The 18,550-nt window shown below is 76.2% G+C and carries 23 protein-coding genes; 8 read left to right on the top strand and 15 right to left on the bottom strand.

The annotated features are described in order from the left end of the window. Window positions 1-32: 32 nt before the first annotated feature. From ygfZ to JOF54_RS13840, 4 genes are read right to left on the bottom strand one after another with little or no spacing between them, the layout of a single operon-like run. On the bottom strand, window positions 33-995 hold the full coding sequence (gene ygfZ, locus JOF54_RS13850) for a CAF17-like 4Fe-4S cluster assembly/insertion protein YgfZ (protein WP_210056827.1): 963 nt from the start codon (window positions 993-995) through the stop codon (window positions 33-35). Between the two features lie 48 nt (window positions 996-1,043). After that, a complete protein-coding gene (locus JOF54_RS13845) occupies window positions 1,044-1,499 on the bottom strand; it encodes a heme-binding beta-barrel domain-containing protein (protein WP_245360086.1) in 456 nt (151 codons plus the stop codon). Window positions 1,500-1,541: 42 nt separating this feature from the next. Next, window positions 1,542-1,670: a hypothetical protein gene (locus JOF54_RS21565; RefSeq protein ID WP_281073397.1), complete on the bottom strand. Its 129-nt coding sequence runs from the start codon at window positions 1,668-1,670 to the stop codon at window positions 1,542-1,544. Window positions 1,671-1,680: 10 nt separating this feature from the next. Then, complete coding sequence (locus JOF54_RS13840) at window positions 1,681-2,166, bottom strand: GNAT family N-acetyltransferase (RefSeq protein ID WP_210056823.1); 486 nt, start codon at window positions 2,164-2,166, stop codon at window positions 1,681-1,683. A gap of 81 nt (window positions 2,167-2,247) precedes the next feature. Between JOF54_RS13840 and JOF54_RS13835 the strand changes: the two genes are divergently transcribed. Further along, window positions 2,248-3,276 carry a ketopantoate reductase family protein gene (locus JOF54_RS13835; protein ID WP_210056821.1) on the top strand — a complete coding sequence of 343 codons (1,029 nt, stop codon included), beginning with the start codon at window positions 2,248-2,250 and terminating at the stop codon, window positions 3,274-3,276. A 57-nt stretch (window positions 3,277-3,333) separates the two neighbouring features. Here JOF54_RS13835 and JOF54_RS13830 read toward each other — a convergent pair whose 3' ends face one another. Beyond that, a complete protein-coding gene (locus tag JOF54_RS13830; RefSeq protein ID WP_210056819.1) occupies window positions 3,334-3,705 on the bottom strand; it encodes a DsrE family protein in 372 nt (123 codons plus the stop codon). A 172-nt stretch (window positions 3,706-3,877) separates the two neighbouring features. On the opposite strand from JOF54_RS13830, the gene JOF54_RS13825 reads away from it, so the two are divergent. Both JOF54_RS13825 and JOF54_RS13820 read left to right on the top strand, forming a co-directional pair. Beyond that, the gene (locus tag JOF54_RS13825; RefSeq protein ID WP_307804172.1) at window positions 3,878-5,890 is read left to right on the top strand and encodes a GTP-binding protein; all 2,013 of its coding nucleotides are present in this window, start codon (window positions 3,878-3,880) and stop codon (window positions 5,888-5,890) included. Further along, entirely contained in the window at window positions 5,887-6,534 is a 648-nt protein-coding gene (locus tag JOF54_RS13820; protein WP_210056817.1) for a hypothetical protein, read from the top strand. Before JOF54_RS13825 ends, JOF54_RS13820 begins: the two co-directional genes overlap by 4 nt. 69 nt (window positions 6,535-6,603) lie before the next feature. Here JOF54_RS13820 and JOF54_RS13815 read toward each other — a convergent pair whose 3' ends face one another. From JOF54_RS13815 to JOF54_RS13805, 3 genes are read right to left on the bottom strand one after another with little or no spacing between them, the layout of a single operon-like run. Further along, a complete protein-coding gene (locus tag JOF54_RS13815; protein ID WP_210056814.1) occupies window positions 6,604-7,701 on the bottom strand; it encodes a Gfo/Idh/MocA family protein in 1,098 nt (365 codons plus the stop codon). Continuing rightward, window positions 7,698-8,423 carry a ThuA domain-containing protein gene (locus JOF54_RS13810; RefSeq protein ID WP_307804171.1) on the bottom strand — a complete coding sequence of 242 codons (726 nt, stop codon included), beginning with the start codon at window positions 8,421-8,423 and terminating at the stop codon, window positions 7,698-7,700. Before JOF54_RS13810 ends, JOF54_RS13815 begins: the two co-directional genes overlap by 4 nt. Beyond that, window positions 8,420-9,445, bottom strand: a complete 1,026-nt coding sequence (locus JOF54_RS13805; protein ID WP_307804169.1) for an NAD(P)/FAD-dependent oxidoreductase — start codon at window positions 9,443-9,445, stop codon at window positions 8,420-8,422. Before JOF54_RS13805 ends, JOF54_RS13810 begins: the two co-directional genes overlap by 4 nt. A 125-nt stretch (window positions 9,446-9,570) precedes the next feature. Here JOF54_RS13805 and JOF54_RS13800 point away from each other — a divergent pair, with 125 nt between their 5' ends. The 4 genes from JOF54_RS13800 to dtd all read left to right on the top strand — a co-directional run bounded on the left by JOF54_RS13800 (window position 9,571) and on the right by dtd (window position 12,766). Further along, complete coding sequence (locus JOF54_RS13800) at window positions 9,571-10,197, top strand: helix-turn-helix domain-containing protein (RefSeq protein WP_307804168.1); 627 nt, start codon at window positions 9,571-9,573, stop codon at window positions 10,195-10,197. Window positions 10,198-10,264: 67 nt separating this feature from the next. Further along, window positions 10,265-11,908 carry a signal peptide peptidase SppA gene (sppA, locus tag JOF54_RS13795; RefSeq protein WP_210056812.1) on the top strand — a complete coding sequence of 548 codons (1,644 nt, stop codon included), beginning with the start codon at window positions 10,265-10,267 and terminating at the stop codon, window positions 11,906-11,908. 59 nt (window positions 11,909-11,967) lie between these two features. Next, window positions 11,968-12,336, top strand: a complete 369-nt coding sequence (locus JOF54_RS13790; protein ID WP_210056810.1) for a VOC family protein — start codon at window positions 11,968-11,970, stop codon at window positions 12,334-12,336. Between the two features lie 4 nt (window positions 12,337-12,340). Continuing rightward, a complete protein-coding gene (dtd, locus tag JOF54_RS13785) occupies window positions 12,341-12,766 on the top strand; it encodes a D-aminoacyl-tRNA deacylase (RefSeq protein ID WP_210056808.1) in 426 nt (141 codons plus the stop codon). A 15-nt stretch (window positions 12,767-12,781) separates the two neighbouring features. Here dtd and JOF54_RS13780 read toward each other — a convergent pair whose 3' ends face one another. From JOF54_RS13780 to JOF54_RS13765, 4 genes are all read right to left on the bottom strand, one after another. Next, window positions 12,782-13,198 (bottom strand): hypothetical protein, encoded by a 417-nt coding sequence (locus JOF54_RS13780; RefSeq protein ID WP_210056798.1) that lies wholly within the window; start codon window positions 13,196-13,198, stop codon window positions 12,782-12,784. Between the two features lie 75 nt (window positions 13,199-13,273). Further along, window positions 13,274-13,576, bottom strand: a complete 303-nt coding sequence (locus JOF54_RS13775; RefSeq protein ID WP_210056796.1) for a DUF1416 domain-containing protein — start codon at window positions 13,574-13,576, stop codon at window positions 13,274-13,276. Window positions 13,577-13,625: 49 nt separating this feature from the next. After that, window positions 13,626-14,474 carry a sulfurtransferase gene (locus JOF54_RS13770; RefSeq protein ID WP_210056794.1) on the bottom strand — a complete coding sequence of 283 codons (849 nt, stop codon included), beginning with the start codon at window positions 14,472-14,474 and terminating at the stop codon, window positions 13,626-13,628. 362 nt (window positions 14,475-14,836) lie between these two features. Next, window positions 14,837-15,106, bottom strand: coding sequence for a MoaD/ThiS family protein (locus JOF54_RS13765; RefSeq protein ID WP_210056791.1), 270 nt, complete (start codon window positions 15,104-15,106; stop codon window positions 14,837-14,839). Window positions 15,107-15,204: 98 nt separating this feature from the next. On the opposite strand from JOF54_RS13765, the gene JOF54_RS13760 reads away from it, so the two are divergent. Beyond that, window positions 15,205-15,897: a winged helix-turn-helix transcriptional regulator gene (locus JOF54_RS13760; protein WP_210056788.1), complete on the top strand. Its 693-nt coding sequence runs from the start codon at window positions 15,205-15,207 to the stop codon at window positions 15,895-15,897. A 4-nt stretch (window positions 15,898-15,901) separates the two neighbouring features. On the opposite strand, the gene ppk2 is transcribed toward JOF54_RS13760, so the two are convergent. The 3 genes from ppk2 to JOF54_RS13745 form a co-directional block, all read right to left on the bottom strand. Beyond that, a complete protein-coding gene (gene ppk2 / locus JOF54_RS13755; protein ID WP_372443522.1) occupies window positions 15,902-16,801 on the bottom strand; it encodes a polyphosphate kinase 2 in 900 nt (299 codons plus the stop codon). 95 nt (window positions 16,802-16,896) lie between these two features. After that, a complete protein-coding gene (locus tag JOF54_RS13750; RefSeq protein WP_210056784.1) occupies window positions 16,897-17,862 on the bottom strand; it encodes an aminoglycoside phosphotransferase family protein in 966 nt (321 codons plus the stop codon). Further along, window positions 17,846-18,475 (bottom strand): hypothetical protein, encoded by a 630-nt coding sequence (locus JOF54_RS13745; protein WP_210056782.1) that lies wholly within the window; start codon window positions 18,473-18,475, stop codon window positions 17,846-17,848. The genes JOF54_RS13750 and JOF54_RS13745 overlap by 17 nt, the downstream gene beginning before the upstream one ends. Window positions 18,476-18,550: the final 75 nt, after the last annotated feature.

Genomic DNA, 18,550 nt, shown 5'->3' with positions numbered 1-18,550 from the left:
GGAGCACCCGGTCCACCACCCCGTGGGGTGGCTCAGAGGCGCGGGCGGACGTGCAGGCCGACGTCGGGGTCGACGAGGGTCTCGGCGCGCGCGGCGACGCCGTCGACGAGCAGCTCGGCGGCCGGGTCGGTGTTCCGCTTGACCAGGGCGAGGGCGACCGGGCCCAGCTCGTGGTGCCGGGCCGAGCCGCCGACGACGCCGATGGAGCGCCCCGCCAGCTCGACCGACGAGCCGACCGCCGGCAGGGTGTCGACGCTGCCGTCCAGCAGCAGCCGGACCAGCCGGCGCGGGGGCCGGCCGAGGGTGTGCACGCGGGCGACCGTCTCCTGGCCGCGGTAGCAGCCCTTGTCGAGGTGCACGGCGACGCCGAGCAGCCCGATCTCGTTCGGGATGGTCCGGTGGTCGGTGTCCAGGCCGACCCGCGGCACCCCGGCCTCGATCCGGCGGGCCTCCAGCGCCCAGGTCCCGGCCCGCGGCGCGAGGTCCAGCACGTCGGCCAGCTGCGCGCGCGGGACGAAGAGCTCGTGCCCGCCCAGGGAGTCGAGGCCGTCGCGGGCCAGCAGTCCGGCGGGCACGTCCCCGAGGTGCCAGACGACGGCGGTGTCGGCGGTCCGCTCGGCCACCTCGACGCGCATCATGAACCGCATCCGGTCCAGCCAGGCCACCAGGGCGGGCGCGGCACCCGGCTCGGTGTGCGCCCAGAAGGTGGTGCCGTCGTCGACGCCGTAGAGCACGTGCTCGACGTGGCCCTGCGGCGAGAGCACCAGGGTGGTGACCCCGACGCCGGGCTGCAGGTCGGTGAGGTGCTGGGTGGTGAGCGAGTGCAGCCAGGTGAGCCGGTCGGGCCCGGTGAGGGTCAGCACCCCGCGGTGGGACAGGTCGACGACGGCCGATCCGGCCTCGAAGACGCGCTGCTCGCGCATCGGGTCGCCGTAGTGCCAGGGCACCCCGGCGTCCACGCCCGACTCGGCCACGACCGCCACCTGTGAGCTCATGCCGTGCTCAGCGTCGGCGGACCGGGGTTTCTTCCCGTCCGGCCGCGGTCAGGCCCGGACGAGGCGGGCCCAGAGGTTGGACTGCAGCGGCAGGCCGTTGGCGGCCTTGTCGAGCGTCCAGAGCATCTCGCCCTCGACGTTGCCGTACAGCCGCTGCCCGGCCGCGTAGTCCTCGGCGGTCGCGGTGCGCACCACGGCGTCGGTGGAGAGCTCGATCTGGGCGCCGTTGATCTTGCCGTACCAGATCTCGGTGTAGCCCTCGGGATGGCTCATCACGACCTCGAGGGTGCCGTCCGGCTGGGGGCGCCAGAAACCGGTCTCCATCGTGAGCGGGCGGACGGCCTTGCCGTCGGCGTCGGTCTCGAAGGTCTGCGAGAGGTAGTGCAGGTAGTTGCCGCCGTTGTGGGCGAAGTCGACCTGCTGGCCGAAGTCGAAGTCCTCGGTGCCGGGGTAGGTGCCCTTGCCCGAGCCCTCCCAGCGCCCGATCATCCAGGCGATGGGCATGAGGTCGCGGTGCAGGTCGGAGGTGATCTCGAAGGCCACGGCTCAGCGCTCCTGGTCCCGGACGCGCACGGGCACGGGCGCGGGCCGCAGCACGAGGCCGAGCATCACGAGGAGGGCCAGCCCGAGGGCGGCCACCCCGACCAGCAGCAGGACGGCGAAGGTGGCAGACACGGCGCCCACTCTACTGACCCGGCCGCGGGCGGGTCAGGTCGCGCTCCAGGACCGCTGTCGTCGTGACGTAGGTCCGGCCGCCGGCGACCGGCCAGCTCTCGACCCGCGAGCCCACCTCGCGGTAGCCCAGCCGCAGGTACAGCGACCGGGCCCGCGGGTTGTCGTGCTCGACGGTGAGCCGTGCCGTGCCGAGCCCGCGCGCCCGCACCCGCTTCTCCAGCGCCGTGACCAGGCGCGTCCCCAGGCCGAGGGACTGCAGGTGCTCGTGCACGGCCAGCGTCGTCAGCTCCCCCGCCGCCGGGTCGGGCCGGAAGTCGACCGCGCCGGTGGCCACCAGCCGGCCGTTGGCCAGGGCGATGACCAGCACGGCCACCTCGTCGGCGTAGCTGGCCTGCAGGGCCTGCGCCATCACCCGGACGTGCTCCGAGCCGCCCGACCAGTCGAGGTCGCCCAGGTCGGTCGGCTCCAGGTCCCGGACGGTCAGCCTCAGCTTCACCCGCCCCACCCTGCCAGGCCCGGTGCCCGCGCGGCGGTGCGGCCTGCGGCGGGCACCGGCGCCCCGGTTAGCGTGAGACCCATGTCCACGACCCGCTACGTCATCGTCGGCGCCGGTGCGATCGGCGGGGCCATCGGCGGCCGGCTGGCCCACGCCGGCCTCGACGCCGTCCTCGTCGCCCGCGGTGAGCACCTGGCCGCGCTGCGCAGCACCGGCCTGCGGCTGCGCACGCCGGAGGAGGACGTCACCGTCCCCGTGCACGCCGTCGGCGGGCCGGACGAGCTGGAGCTGACCGAGCACGACGTGCTGGTCGTGGCCACCAAGACCCAGCAGGCCCCCGACGCGCTGACGACGTGGGCCGACGCCCCCGTGCACGCCGGCGGCCGGGTGGTGGGCACGGCCGGGGAGCGGCTGCCCGTCCTGACGGCGCTCAACGGGGTGGCCAGCGAGACGATGGCCCTGCGCTACTTCGCCCGCGTCTACGGCGTCTGCGTCTGGATGCCGGCGGTGCACCTCACCCCCGGCGAGGTCATCGTCCGCGGTGCCCCGCGCTCGGGGATGCTGCACGTCGGCCGGGTGCCGGCGCCCGCGGACGAGCGCGACGAGGCCCTGCTCGCGCAGGTGCAGCAGGACTGGACGGCGGCCAACTACGACGTCCCGCTGCCCGAGGACGTCATGCCCTGGAAGTACCGCAAGCTCATCAGCAACCTGGGCAACGTCTTCCAGGCGCTGGTGCACGGCAACGGCGACACCGGCCCGCTGGCCGAGCGCACCGAGGCCGAGGCCCGGACCGTCCTGGACGGCGCCGGCATCGCGGTGACCAGCGACGAGGACGAGGCGGCCGCCCGCTCGGCGGGCTTCACCATGCACCCGGTGCCCGGCGTGCCCGACGACGTCGGCGGCTCCACCTGGCAGTCCCTGACCCGGGGCACGGGCAACGTCGAGACCGACTACCTCAACGGCGAGATCGCCCTGATCGCCCACCGCACCGGGCAGGCCGCCCCGCTCAACGCCCGGCTGGCCACCCTGGCCCGGCAGGCCGCGGCGAGCGGCATGCGGCCCGGGGCGATGAGCGCCGACGAGCTGGCCGAGCGGCTCGGCCTGGCGTAGGGCTGGGCCCCTTCGACGGGCTCAGGGAGCCCTTCGACAGCTCAGGGAGCGGAGGGGTCAGTAGACGAGGGCCTGGACGCCCTCGGTGAGGACGGCCTCGACGAACGAGGCGGCGCCGGCGATGGTGGCGCCGGCGACGAGGTCGGCGGCGGTGAGGTCGCGGCGGGCCGCGCACTGGGTGCAGACGACGAGCCGGCCGCCCGCCCGGACGGCCTCGACGAGGTCGGCGAGCGGCGCGGCGTGCTCGAGCTGCAGCACGGGCACCCGGTCCGCGACGGCGCACCAGACGGCGTCACCGGTGAGCCAGACGGTGACGTCCGCGCCCGCGGCCACCGCGGTCGCGGCCACCGTCCAGGCCTGCGTGACCCGCTCGGGGGCCTCGGCCCCGCAGGTGACCTTGACGACGAGGGGGCGGGGCGCGGCGTCCATGGCCGCAGTCTGCCACCGCCCGGCGCGGCACCGCCCGCCCCGAAAACCGGTGGCCGGAGCCCGTCCGCCCGTGCTCGGATGGCCGGGAGCACGCGCACCCCGAGGAGACCCACCATGCGAGCAGCACGCACGACCCCGCCGGTGACCCTCCTCCTCCGAAACGGACGTGCCCGTGCCTCCCGCACCCCTGACCCCTCGAGCGCGGACCCTCGCGCTCGGCGTCGTCGCCCATGTCGACGCCGGTAAGACCAGCTTGACCGAGCGGCTCCTCGTCGCCGCCGGCGTCCTCGACCACCCCGGCAGCGTCGACGGCGGCGACACCCAGACCGACACGATGGCGCTGGAACGGCGTCGCGGCATCACCATCCGCTCCGCCGTCGCCACCTTCGCCGTCGACGACGTCCTGGTGAACCTCCTCGACACCCCCGGCCACGCCGACTTCATCGCCGAGGTGGAGCGCGCCCTCGCCGTCCTCGACGGGGCGGTGCTCGTCGTGTCGGCCGTCGAGGGCGTGCAGGCCCAGACGGTGGTGCTGCACCGCGCGCTGCGCCGGCTCGGGCTGCCCACCGTCGTCTTCGTCAACAAGTGCGACCGGGCGGGCGCGCGCCCCGAGCACGTCGTCGCGCGGGTCGGCCGCCGGCTCGGCGTCGACGTGCTGGCCCTGCAGGAGGTCGACGGCGCGGGGACGCCCGACGTCGCCGTCCGCCCGCTGCCCGACGACGTCTTCGCCGCCCGGGCCACCGAGGTGCTGGCCGGTCACGACGACGCGGTGCTGGCCGCCTTCGTCGAGGACCGCGCGCTCCCCCGCCGCGAGCTGCGGCGCCGGCTGGCCCGCGCCGCCCGCGCCGGGGCCGTGCTGCCGGTGCTCCACGGCTCGGCGATCACCGGCGCCGGGGTCGGGGAGCTGCTCGCCGCGCTGCCGGGCCTGCTGCCCACCCGGCGCCCGCAGGCCGACGGCCCGCCCGCCGGGACGGTGTTCAAGATCGAGCGCGGGCCGGCCGGGGAGAAGCTCGCGCACCTCGTGCTGCGGCGCGGCACGGTCCGGGTGCGCGACCGGCTGGACCTCGGCCACGGCCGGGCCGAGCGGGTCACCGCGCTGGCCCTGCACGGCCCCGGCGGCGCACGGCCCGCGGACGCGCTGCCCGCCGGCCGGATCGCCCGGGTCCGCGGGCTGGAGACGGCGCGGGTCGGCGACGTGCTGGGCCGCGACGGCCGGCGCCCGAGCGCCCCGGTCTTCTCCCGGCCCTCGCTGGAGACCGTCGTCGAGCCCGTCGACCCCGCGCGGCGCGGCGACCTGCACGCCGCGCTGGCCCAGCTGGCCGAGCAGGACCCGCTGATCGAGGTGCGGCAGGACGACAGCCGCGGCGAGGTCGCGGTGTCGCTGTACGGGGAGGTGCAGAAGGAGGTCCTCGGCGCGCTGCTGGCCGAGGAGTACGGCGTCGAGGTCGCCTTCGGCACCTCCAGCGTGCTGTGCGCCGAGCGCGTCCGCGGCCCCGGCGCCGCCGTGGAGCGGGCGTCGGACCCGGACAACCCGTTCCTGGCCACCGTCGGGCTGCGGGTCGACCCGGCCCCGGTCAGGGCGGGCGTGGTGTTCGCCCTCGAGGTCGAGCGCGGGGCCCTGCCGGCCGCCTTCTTCACCGCCGTCGAGGACGCCGTCCGGACCACCCTGGCCGCCGGACCGCACGGCTGGCCGGTGCCGGACGCCCGGGTGACGATGACGCACTCGGGCTACGCGCCCCGGCAGAGCCACGCGCACCAGACGTTCGACAAGGCCATGTCGAGCACGGGTGCCGACTTCCGGTACCTCACCCCGCTGGTGCTGATGACGGCGCTGCAGCGGGCCGGCACCCAGGTCTGCGAGCCGGTGCACCGCTTCACCCTGGAGGCCCCGCGCGCCGCCCAGGGCGCGGTGCTGGCGCTGCTGGCCGCGCTGGGCGCCGTGCCCCTGGACACCGGCTACGAGGACGGTCTGGTCCTCGTCTCCGGCGACGTGCCGGCGGCCGCCGTGCACGAGCTGCGGCTCCGGCTGCCGGGCACGACGAGCGGGGAGGGCGCGCTGACCACCACCGTGGACCACCTCCGGCCGGTCGTGGGGCCGCCTCCGGAGCGACCGCGGATCGACCACGACCCGACCGACCGCGAGACCTACCTGCGCACGGCCGCGCGGCTGGCGGGGCGGGTGTGAGCGGCTGGCAGGCCGCGCTGGCCGACGACCTCCGCGCCCGGCTCGGCGCCCGTGCCGCGGTGGAGCTGGCCGGCTCGGCGCTGGCGCCGGAGACCCTCGACGGGTGGAGCGACCTCGACCTGCACCTGCGGCTGGCGGAGGACGTCGACCTGGCCGCGCTGGTGGACCCCGAGGCCGTGTGGGCGCACGACGTCGCGACGTCGGCGCAGGAGCAGGTGGTCCGGCTGGTGCTGCGCGACGGCCGCCGGCTGGACCTGCAGGTCCGCGGGCCGGGCCGGCTGGGCGTCCCGGCGCCCGAGGAGCCGGGCCGGTCTCGCTTCCTCGCCGCGCTGGTCGCGGTCAAGACGGGGCGCGACGACCGGCTGATCGCCACCCACCTGCTGCTGGAGCTGCTGCGGACGGCGCTGGTCCTGCGGATGGTCCGGCGCGACCGGGACACGGGCACCACCGTCCACCGGACCGGGACGGCGCACGACGCGCTCGCCGAGGAGGTGGCGGCCGCCGCCGCGCTGCCGCTGCCGGAGGCGCTGACCGCGGCGCGGGTGCTGCTGGACCGCGGCTGGTCGGCGCTGGACCCCGCGCACGTCCCGGACTGGTCAGGCCTGGACGCCCTGCTGGCCCGCGGAGCCGCCGACCCCGCGTGATGCTGCTGCGGAGTGCCGTGAACTCACGGCACTCCGCCGCACGGTCACCCCGGGATCAGGACCGGGCGGTCACCAGGAGCCGGGGGTGCTCCCCGGCGGGACGGGCTCGGGACGGTCGACCGACGTGGTGAGGTCGACCACGACGTGCTCGGCGCTGGAGCGGGTCACCGCGTCCATCACCTCCAGCACGTGCAGGGCCAAGTCGCCCGACGCGCGGTGCGGCCGGTCGGTCTCCAGGGCGTGGGCCAGGTCGGCGAGACCGTAGCCCCGGCCCGCGTCGGCGTAGCCGCCGGCCACCGGGGCCGGCTGCCACTCCTGGGTCTGCGCCGTCCAGAGCTCGACGGTGCCGTCGAAGTGGTTGGGGTCGGGGACGGCGATCGTCCCCTGCTCGCCGTAGACCTCGAACAGCGGCTGCCGGGTGGCCCAGCGGTCGAAGGACATGGTGAGCGTCGAGGTGACGCCGCCGCGGTGCTCGAGGATCGCGCTCGTCGTGGTGTCGGTGTCCACCGGCACCGGGGCGCCGGCCTGCGGGCCCTGGCCCACCGTCCGGGCCCGGCCCGAGCGCCGGCTGGTGCCCATCACCCGCTCGACCGGGCCCAGCAGGGTCACCAGTGCCGTCAGGTAGTACGGGCCCATGTCCAGCAGCGGGCCGCCGCCCGGCTGGTAGTAGAAGAACGGCGCGGGGTGCCAGCGCTCGTGGCCCGGCGAGCTCCAGGCGACGGCCGCGGCGTGCGGGGCGCCGACGGCCCCGTCGTCCAGCAGCCGGCGGGCGGTCTGCAGGCCGGTGCCCAGCACGGTGTCCGGGGCCGAGCCCACCCGCAGCCCCGAGGTCTGCGCCAGCGCGAGCAGGGCCGCGCCCTCGTCGGGCGTCAGGGCCAGCGGCTTCTCGCCGTAGACGTGCTTGCCGGCCTGCAGCGCCGCCGTCCCGACGGCGGCGTGCGCGGCCGGGATGGTCAGGTTGAGCACGACGTCGACGTCGTCGGCGGCCAGCAGACCGGGCACCGAGTACGCGGCCACGCCCTGCTCGCGGGCGACGACGGCGGTCCGGTCGGCGTCGAGGTCGGCCACGGCGACCAGCTGCAGCCCCGGGAGCCGTGGGAAGGCGGCGAAGTACTGGGCGCTGATGTTGCCGACGCCGACGACGCCGACGCGCAGCGGCCCGCTCACCGGGCCGCCCACAGCAGCCCGCGCTCGATCAGCCCGCGGACCTCGGGCTGGTCCAGGACGTCCATGCTGTGGCCGGGGGTCGCGACGAAGATCCGGCCCTTCCCCCACTGCCGGGTCCAGACCGCCGGCGAGGTGACGGGCCGGGTCCACGGGTCCCACGGCCGGACGGCCTGGGTGGTGGTGGCCAGCACGTCGACGTAGTCGTCGGTGAGCACCCAGTACTGCTCGGTGGTCAGCGACAGCGTCCCGAGCCCGGCGGTGACGGGGTGCTCGCGGCCGGCCTCGGTGAGCTCGACGGTGTAGGGGACGTAGTTGTCGCTGGCGTCCCCGACGCGCTCGTCGGGGTGCTTGCCCGGGTGCTCGGCGAACTGACCGCCTACCAGGTGCAGGTAGGCGGCCGAGTTCCGGTAGGAGTCCGCGATCCCGCCGTGCCAGCCCCCGAGGCCGGTGCCGGCCTCGACCGCCGCCATCAGCCCGGCGAGCGCCTCGCGGCTGATCTCGCTCATCGTCACGCACTGCACGACGAGGTCGGTGGCGGCCATCCGCCCGGCGTCGGCGTACACCTCCGGGGAGTCCTCGACGGCGACCTCGAAGCCCTGCTCCCGCAGGAAGGGCAGGAAGCTGTCGCTGGCCTCGACGGGGCTGTGGCCGGTCCACCCGCCGCGCACCACGAGGGCGCGGCGGGAGGCGGAGGGCTGGGTGGTGGGTGCGTCGTCGCTCACGAGCGACCAGCGTAGGCCCCGGCCTCCTCCCGGTGGCGGGCGACCGCCAGCGCCGTGTCCTCGGTGACGAGCTCGCCGTTCAGCGCGGCCCCCGCCTGCAGGCCGGCGGCCGCGGCGGCGATCACCTGGGCCATCGGGGCCGTGACGTTGCCCGCCACCCGGACCCCGGGCACCGACGTCGCCCCCATCGGGTCGGCGGGCACGGAGGTGCCGAGGACGTGCTCGCCCATCCGGAACTCCTCCGCCGCCACCCCGAGGCCCTCGAGCACCGCGGAGCGGGCGGCGAACCGCGGGCTGACGACCACCGCGCGGCGCGGGACCACCGCCCCGGAGACGAGCCGCACCCCACTCAGCCGGTCGTCGACGACCTCGAGCCCGGCCACCGGCTCGGCGACGACGTCGATCCCGCGGGCCGCCAGCTGCTCGGCCTCCTCCGGCGTCAGCGCGGGCGCGGTGTGCTGGAACAGCACGACGTCGGGCGACCACTGCCGGAAGAGCAGCGCCACGTGCGCGGCCATCGGGCCGGTGCCCAGCACGCCGACCGGCTCGTCGCGCACCTCGTAGCCGTGGCAGTAGGGGCAGTGGACGACGTCGCGGCCCCACCGCTGCGCCACCCCGGGCACGTCCGGCAGCAGGTCCGTCAGCCCGGTGGTGACGAGCAGCCGCCGCGCCCTCACCCGCGTGCCGTCGGCGAGGTCGACGGTGAACGCCGTGCGGCCGGGCCCGACGTCCAGGGGCGCCGCCGCGACCGCGGTCCCCCGCCGCACCTCGACGCCGTAGGCCTCCACCTCGGCGCGACCGGCCGCCACCAGCTCGGCCGGCGGGAGCCCCTCGCTGGTCAGGTAGTTGTGCACCCCGGCCGCCGGGGCGTTGCGCGGGTCGCCCGCGTCCACCACCAGCACCCGCCGCCGCGCCCGGCCCAGGGCCAGCGCCCCGCTCAGCCCGGCGCTGCCGCCCCCGACCACCACCACGTCGTACCCGTCCTGCCCCACCACGTGCTCCACGCCTGCCACCTGGTCCACGCCTGCCACCTGCTCCACGTCCGCCTCCTGAGGTCTGCCCTGCTCGTGCTCCCAGCCTGCGCGCGGACCTGCGCGGACGACAACATCCGTTGCCGGAACCGCAAGTCCTGTGGTGGACTGGGGTCGTGGACGACGACGAGGGCCTGGTGCCCCGGGCGGTGCTGGAGGCCGTGGGACCGCGGCTGCGCGACCTCCGCAAGCAGCGCGGCGCGACGCTCGCCTCGCTCGCGGCGACGACGGGCATCTCGGTGAGCACGCTGTCCCGGCTGGAGTCGGGGCAGCGCCGGCCGACGCTGGAGCTGCTGCTGCCGCTGGCCCGGGTGCACCAGGTGCCGCTGGACGACCTGGTCGGGGCGCCGGAGACGGGCGACCCGCGGGTGCACCCCCGTCCGGTGGTCCGGCACGGCGTGACGATGGTGCCGCTCAGCCGGCGCCCCGGCGGGACGCAGGCGTACAAGATGGTCTACCCGCCGCCGCCGGGAGCCCGGGGGCCGCTGGAGCAGCAGACCCACGAGGGCTACGAGTGGATCTACGTGCTGGCCGGCCGGCTGCGGCTGCGGCTGGGGCCGCACGACCTGACGCTGGAGGCCGGCGAGGTCGCGGAGTTCGACTGCCGCACGCCGCACTGGTTCGGCAACCTCGGACCCGGCGCCCTGGAGGTGCTCAGCCTGTTCGGGCCCCAGGGCGAGCGGATGCACGTGCGCGCCCGGCCGAGGCGCGCCACGGCGGACGGCGGGCAGCGCCCGGCCTGAGCGGTGCTCAGGGGCTCTGCCGCCGACTTCTCAGCCGCGACCGCGACCCCGCGCCTACCGTGGGTCCATGCCCTCGCTCCCCGGGAACCGGACGCCGCTGCTGCTCGAGCTGGACCTCACCGACCTGCCCGTCGACCCCGACCCCGGCGACCCCGTCGCCCGGCTGCGGAACCGCGGCCGCCGGCTGCTGCGGCCGACCCTGCGGGCGCTGCACGAGGCGGCGGACGACCCGCGCGTCGTCGGCCTCGTCGCCCGGGTCGGCGGCCCGCTGCCCTGGGCCGCGATGCAGGAGCTGCGCCTCGGCGTGCAGGCCTTCGCCGCGAGCGGCAAGCCGACGGTGGCGTGGGCGGAGAGCTTCGGCGAGGTCGCCGACACCGCCTCCTACGTGCTGGCCACCGCCTTCGGCCGCATCTGGCTGCAGCCCGGCGGCGGCGTCGGCCTGCTCGGCGTCGCCGCCGAGACCACGTTCCTCGGCGGGGCGCTCGCCAAGCTGGGCGTCCAGCCCGAGTTCGAGCAGCGCCACGAGTTCAAGAACGCCGTCGACACCTTCACCCGTACCGGCTTCACCGAGGCCCACCGCGCCTCGCTGGAGCAGCTCACCCGCTCCCTGCTCGACGAGGCCGTCGAGCGGGTGACGGAGACGCGCGGGACGACGCCGGAGCAGGTCCGCGCGCTCGTGGACTCCGGCCCCCGGACCGCCCGCGAGGCCCTCGAGGTCGGTCTGGTCGACCGGCTGGGCTACCGCGACGAGGTGCACGCCGCCCTGCGGGCCGAGGTCGGGGAGGACGCCGAGCTGCTGTTCGCCGACCGCTGGTCGCCGCGCCGCTCGCTGCCCGCCGCCCCGTGGTCGAAGCCGGGCCGGGTCGCCGTGGTCCGGGCCCACGGCGGCATCGGCAGCGGGCGCAGCCGGCGGGGGCCCACGGGCCGCCAGCTGGGCAGCGACACCGTCGCCGCCGAGCTGCGGGCCACGCTCGAGGACGACCAGGTGAAGGCCGTCGTGCTGCACGTCGACTCCCCCGGCGGGTCCGCCGTCGCGTCGGAGGTCATCTGGCGCGAGGTGTGCCGGGTGCGCGACTCGGGCCGGCCGGTCGTCGTCTCGATGGGCGCGCTGGCCGCCTCGGGCGGGTACTACATCGCCGCGCCGGCCGACGTCGTCGTCGCCCTGCCCGGAACGCTGACGGGCTCGATCGGCGTCTTCGGCGGCAAGTTCGTCGTCACCGATCTGCTGGACCGGGCCGGGCTCACCACCGGCGCCGTCCAGCAGGGCGAGCACGCCCGGATGTACTCCTCGCGCAAGCCGTTCGGCGAGCAGGAGCGCGAGCGGCTGGCCGCGACCGTCGACGCCATCTACGACGACTTCGTCGGCAAGGTCGCCGCCGGCCGGGGCCGGCCGGTGGCCGAGATCGAGCCGCTGGCCCGCGGCCGGGTCTGGACCGGCCGCGACGCCCTCGAGCACGGGCTGGTGGACGAGCTCGGCGGGCTGCGCGACGCCGTCCGGATCGCCCGGCAGCGGGCCGGGCTGCCCGACGACGCTCCCGTCGGTCCCGCCGTCCACCTGCCGGCCGCCGCCCGGCTGGGACGGCCGCGGAACAGCGAGGACCCGCGCGCCGCGTCCGCGGTGACGGCGTGGCCGGGGCTCACCGACCTCACCCGCGCCCTGGGCCTGCCCGCCGGCAGCGAGCTGACGATGCCGGGGATCCGGCTGCGCTGAGCCGGCTCGGGCGGCCCACCGCCCGCGGGCTGTCAGCGGTCGGTGCCACACTTCGGACCGTGATCGGACGACTGCACGGCATCGTGCTCGACTGCCCCGACCCGGGCGCCCTGGCCGCGTTCTACCAGGAGCTGCTGGGCATGCAGCGGGTCCAGGACGAGGGCGACTGGGTCGTCATCGGCGACGCCCCCGACCGCCCGGGGGTGGCCTTCGAGCGCGTCGACCACTACCGCCCGCCCACCTGGCCCGAGGGCGACCGGCCCCAGTACCGGCACTTCGACGTCCGGGTCGAGGATCTGGACGCCGCGGAGGCGGCCGCGCTCGCGCTGGGCGCCACCCGGCTGAGCGGCGGCGGGGCGACGTCGCGGGTCTTCGCCGACCCGGTCGGCCACCCGTTCTGCCTGGTCACGCTGCCCCCGGTGGTCTGACGCCGTGCGGCTGGTGGTGCAGCGGGCGACGACCGCGCGGGTGGAGGTGGACGGCGCCGTCGTCGGCGCCCTGCCCGCGCCCGGGCTGCTGGTGCTGGTCGGGGTGACCCACGAGGACACCGCGGCCGACGCCGCCCGGCTGGCCGAGAAGGTGTGGACGCTGCGGATCCTGGCCGGCGAGCGCTCGGCCGCCCAGGAGGGCGCCCCGCTGCTGGTCGTCAGCCAGTTCACGCTCTACGCCGACACCCGCAAGGGCCGGCGGCCGTCCTGGAGCGCTGCCGCGCCGCGCCCCGTCAGCGAGCCGCTGGTCGAGGCCTTCGTGGCCGCGCTGCGCGCGCTCGGGGCGCACGTCGAGACGGGGGTGTTCGGGGCGGACATGCAGGTCAGCCTGACCAACGACGGGCCGGTGACGCTGGTCCTCGACTCCTGAGCGGGAGCCGGCGGCTCAGAGGACCGGCGCGACCCAGGGCAGCAGCACGGCGCAGGCGAGGGCGGCCGCCAGCAGGGCGACGGCCGGCCAGCGGCGGGCGGCGGGCAGGGTGCCGGGCGACCAGTGCACCAGGGGCGCCGGGCCGACGACAGCGAGGCCGGACGTGGTGGTGCGGACGGCGAGCCCGCTGCCGGTGGTCGTGAGGGCCGCGGCGAGCGGAGCCGCGACGGGGGCGACCGGCTCGTCGGGGCGGAAGAGCCAGCCCCAGTCGAGGGTGCCCTCAGGCGGGCGCAGCGCGGGCTCGAAGGCCCGCAGTCCCGAGCGCCCCGTGGCCCCGCGGTACAGCGACTCGACGGCGTCGAGGGCGGGGTCCGTCGTCGTCGGCGCGGGCCGGGGCGCGGCCGACGAGGAGGGGTGGGCGGGGGAGGACATCGGGACGCAGCCTACCGGAGCAGGCCGGCCCGCGGGCCGGGACGACGACGGCGGCCGTCGTCCCGGCCGGCGGGATCAGGCCGCCTCGAGCTCCACGTCGACCTCGGCCACGCTGCCCCGGGCCGCCCGGACGACCCGGTCGGCCTTGGCCCCGGGGGCCAGGGTGCGCAGCGTCCACGCGCCGTCGCCGGCGAAGAACCGGAAGTGGCCGGTGGCCGAGGTCGGGACCTCGGCGGTGAACTCGCCGTCGGCGTCCAGCAGCCGGACGTAGGCGCCGGAGACGGGGTTCCCGGACCGCAGCACGCGCCCCTGGATCACCGCTTCCTTCGTGGTGTCGATGCCGGCGACGCTCAGGCCGCCGGTGGTGGCTCCGCACATGGGTTCTCCTCGGGGTGGGGCGCGGTGGGTGGGGTGGTCGGTCGGGCCGTCAGGCCTGGCCGGGCTCGTCGCCCACGGCGATCGGGACGCCGATCAGCGAGCCGTACTCGGTCCAGGAGCCGTCGTAGTTCTTGACGTTGGGCTGGCCCAGCAGCTCCTGCAGCACGAACCAGGTGTGCGAGCTCCGCTCGCCGATCCGGCAGTAGGCGATGATGTCGCCGTCGAAGTCGACGCCCGCGCCGCCGTAGAGCGCGCGCAGCTCGTCGTCGGACTTGAAGGTGCCGTCGTCGTTGGCCGCCTTGGACCAGGGCACGTTGACCGCGGTCGGGATGTGGCCGCCGCGCTGCGACTGCTCCTGCGGCAGGTGCGCCGGGGCCAGCAGCCGGCCGGCGAACTCGTCGGGGCTGCGGACGTCGACCAGGCTCTTGGTGCCGATCGCGGCCACGACCTCGTCGCGGAAGGCGCGGATGGAGGTGTCGGGCTCGGCCGCGGTGTAGGTGGTCGCGGGCCGGGTCACCGTCTCGGTGCTCAGCGGGCGGGCCTCGAGCTCCCACTTCTTGCGGCCGCCGTCCATCAGGCGGACGTCGCGGTGGCCGTAGAGCTTGAAGTACCAGTACGCGTAGGCGGCGAACCAGTTGTTGTTGCCGCCGTACAGCACAACGGTGTCGTCGTTGCCGATCCCGCGCTCGGACAGCAGGGCGCCGAACTGCTCGCGGTCGACGAAGTCCCGGCGCACCGGGTCCTGCAGGTCGGCCTTCCAGTCCAGCTTGACCGCGCCCTCGATGTGGCCGCCGTCGTAGGCCGTGGTGTCCTCGTCCACCTCGACGAGGACGACGCCGTCGTCCTGCCCGTGCTGGGCGACCCAGTCGATGTCGACGAGTGCTTCTGACCTGCTCATGTGCTGATCACTCCTGTGTGCTGGTGCCCGACGGTGCCGGGCGCGCTGGGGTCCACGCAGATCCGTGCGCGGGCGGGCGGGTGGCGGCGGGGACGCGTGCGGCCCGGGGGCGGCAGGGGTGGAGGCGTCCTAGGGCCGGGGGGACCGACACAACGAGGACCGCATGCGGCCGTGGTCGACGGCGCGGCGGCGGGTGAGCACGAGCGCCCACACCTTCTCGGTGGTCACGTCGCCACCTTACGACGGCACCCCGGCCCGGCGCAGCGGTCGTCCCGGATGCTGGTACCGCTGTCCACCTGCTGGACACGACGGCGGGAGGAGTCTCTCCGTCCAGCATCCGGGCGCCGTCGCGGTGATCTCCTTCACACCGCCGATGGCTCCGCACCGCCCGCGAACGGGGGCAGCACCTCCACCCGGACGGCGCCGGTGAGGGGGGTGTCGAGGTCGTCGGCGTGGGCGGCGGTGCCGTCCACCAGGAGGGAGCAGGCGGCCAGCACGCGGGCGAACCGGGCGTCACGGCCGGCGGCCGCGCGCTCCAGCGCCTGCCGCACGGTGGCCGCCTCGACCTCCTCCGCGGTGGTGCCGGCGGCCGCCCGGGCCCCCGCCCAGTAGTGCAGGTGAACGCTCGGCATTGCAGTAGTGTCGGCCATGCACCGTGGCCCTCGCCACACAGCCGGGGTCTGTCGGAGCACCACGTCCCGCAGACCACCCCCTGCCGAGGAGGCCCTCGATGGCGACCCTGTTGCTCCTCACCAACGACATGCACACGTCGTCGGAGATCCTGCCCGCGCTGGAGCTCCTGCCCCACCACGTCAAGGTCGCCCAGGCCGAGGCCACCGCCCTGCTCGACGCCCCGGCGGCCGACGTCATCCTCCTCGACGCCCGCCGCGACCTCGTCGGCGCACGTTCGCTGTGCCGGCTGATCGAGACCACGGGCAAGGAGTCACCGCTGCTGGTGATCGCCAGCGAGGGCGGCCTGGCCGCCCTGTCCTCGGACTGGGGCTTCGACGACCTCCTGCTGGCCACCGCGGGCCCGGCCGAGGTGGACGTCCGGCTGCGGCTGGCCATGACGCCGTCGGTGGCCGCCGGCGCCGACCCGCTGATCCAGACCGGCAACATCGTCATCGACGAGGCCGGCTACTCCGCCAAGCTCAACGGCACCCAGCTGGACCTCACCTACACCGAGTTCGAGCTCCTCAAGTACCTCGCCCAGCACCCCGGCCGGGTCTTCAGCCGCCAGCAGCTGCTCAGCGACGTCTGGGGCTACGACTACTACGGCGGCACCCGCACCGTCGACGTGCACGTCCGCCGCCTGCGCGCGAAGCTCGGCCCCGAGCACGAGTCGGTCATCGGCACGGTCCGCAACGTGGGCTACCGCTTCGTGGCGCCGGTCGAGGAGTCCGACCGCGTCACCTCGGGCTGACCGCTCAGGCCGCACCGGCCACCCGCTCCCCCAGCTCGTAGACCTCGGAGGCCCGGCCGACGATCCGCGGGTCGGGCACCCCGACCACCTCGGCGTCCTTGCCCTCGTAGTCGGTGCGGTGCAGCACGAACCGCATCGCCTCCAGCCGCGCCCGCTTCTTGTCGTTGCTCTTGACCACGGTCCAGGGCGCGGTGTCGGTGTCGGTCGCGGCGAACATCTCCTCCTTCGCCGCGGTGTAGGCGTCCCACTTGTCCAGCGACGCCAGGTCCATCGGGGACAGCTTCCACTGCCGCACCGGGTCGATCTGGCGGATGAGGAAGCGCGTGCTCTGCTCCCGCTTGGAGACCGAGAACCACAGCTTGACCAGGTCGAAGCCGTCGTCGATCAGCAGGTCCTCGAAGCGCGGTGCCTGCCGCAGGAACTGCGCGTGCTCGGCGTCGGAGCAGAACCCCATCACCCGCTCGACACCGGCCCGGGTGTACCAGGAGCGGTCGAACAGGGTGATCTCCCCGGCCGCCGGCAGGTGGGCGACGTAGCGCTGGAAGTACCACTGCCGCGCCTCGCGGTCGGTGGGCTTCTCCAGCGCCACCACCCGCGCGGTGCGGGGGTTGAGGTGCTCGGTGAACCGCTTGATGGTGCCGCCCTTGCCGGCGGCGTCGCGGCCCTCGAAGGCGACGACGAGCCGGCCGCCGGTGGCCTTGGTCCAGCGCTGCAGCTTGAGCAGCTCGATCTGCAGCAGCCGCTTCTCGCGCTCGTAGACCTCGGTGGAGAGCCGCTCGGGATAGGGGTAGCCCTCGCGCCAGGTGTCGACGACGGGGCCGTCCACGGCGCGCAGCACGGGGTCGTCGTCGTCGAGCTCCTCGACGGTGAAGTCCTCGGCGCCGTAGCGCTCCTTCAGCCACAGCAGCTGCTCGCGCAACCCGGGGCTCGACAGCTCGCTCACCCCTGCTGTCTACACCGGCCGGGCGACGCGCCGGCGACCGGCGGGTGAACGGACGGTCACCCCGACCCCCGCGCCCGGCCGAGCAGCGCCTCGGCGACGGCCCGGTGCGGCGGCGAGACCGTCCGGGAACGCCCGGAGGTGAGGTCCCAGCAGGCATCCTGCAGCACCCGGGCCAGCGTCCACGCCGCCGCCCGCGCGCGGTCCAGGCCCATCCGCTCGCTCATCAGGTCGAACCGGGCCCGGACGGCGGCGGGCACGTCACCGGTCGCCACCACGGCGTCCCAGCGGTTCCACAGCGCGGGCAGCAGCTCGAAGCCCGGGTCGCCGGCCAGCGGCTTGGGGTCGATGGCGCGCCAGCCCGCGCCGTCAGGGGTGGCCAGGACGTTGCTGTGGTGGAGGTCCCAGTGCAGCAGCCGGTCCCCGACGGGCTCGGCCAGCAGCTCGGCGAGCAGCCCGGCGGCCGTGCCCAGCAGGGCCCGCTCCCCGGGGTCGGTCGCGGCGGCGAGGGCGGCCGGCACCGAGGCGAGCGTCTCCCCCGCCACGTCGGCGAGCCGGCGGAGCCCCGGCGGGGCGGGCACCGCGTTCAGCCGGACCAGCAGCCCCGCGACCACCGCCGTCGCCTCCCGGTCGGGCACGTCGGGGCTCAGCAGGGTGCGGGTCGCGTCGAGCCGCTCCAGCAGCAGGGTGCCGCTGGTCTCGTCGGCGGCCAGCAGGGCGACGGCCCCGCGCCCGGCCCACAGAGCCAGGGCGCGGCCCTCGCCGGCCGTCTCGTGGTCGACGGGCTGCAGCTTGAGCGCCGCGGGCGTGCCGTCGGCGCGGCGGACGGGCAGCACCAGGGCGACGGCGCCGTGGGCGGGCGGGCCGTCCGGGGTCAGCGCCCAGCGCTCGAGCCAGGTCGTCGCCAGGCCGGGCAGGTCGGCCACCCAGCGGTCGCCCGCGGCCCCGAAGTAGAGCCGCTGCGTGGCCGCCAGCGCGGGCGGGACGACGAGCGCCGGTCCCGGCGGCTCAGCCGCGCGGGGCATCGCCCGTCGGCGGGGTGTCGCGGTCCACGATGGCCGCGGCGGCCTCCTGCCGGGCGCGCTCGCGCGCCAGCAGCCGGCGCATGTGCGCGGGGACGGTCCCGGGCGGGCCGTCGGGGCGGACGTACTGCACCCCGCCGAGGATCTGGCCGGCGAGCAGCAGCACCAGGGACAGGGCCATCAGGGTGGCGGCGGTGGCGGTCCAGCCGGCGACGGCGCTGCCGGCCATCGCGGCGAACAGGGCCCCGACCGCCACGGCGTAGGACGCCACGTGCGCCCACCACGAGAAGGGGGCGAGGGTGCGGGGACCGGTCTCGCGCTCGCCGCGCCACCAGGCCATGGCCTGGCGCCAGGCGGCCAGCTGCAGCACGCAGATGCCGAGCATCGCCACGGCGCAGACCAGCAGGAACACGCCCCAGCCGATCCCGGAGGCCGTGGCGGTGGTGAAGCGCGGGAAGGTCACCAGCGCCCCGACCGCGGCGAGCACGGACACCGCGGCGGCGACGGCCCCCACCCGCGTCATCCGCAGGTGCGGCGCCATCCGCGCGGCGACGGCCGGCTGGCCGCTCGCCCCGTAGGCAGCGACCTGGTCGGCCTGGTACTCCTCGTCGCGCATCCGCGTCCCCTCCTGCACCGCCGGCGCCCTCGTCGACGCGGTCAGCACCGGCCAGCATAGATCCCCTAGTCTCGG

It is taken from the genome of Microlunatus capsulatus, from assembly GCF_017876495.1.
Classification (GTDB): domain Bacteria; phylum Actinomycetota; class Actinomycetes; order Propionibacteriales; family Propionibacteriaceae; genus Microlunatus; species Microlunatus capsulatus.
This window is presented reverse-complemented; position numbering and strand designations above follow the sequence as displayed.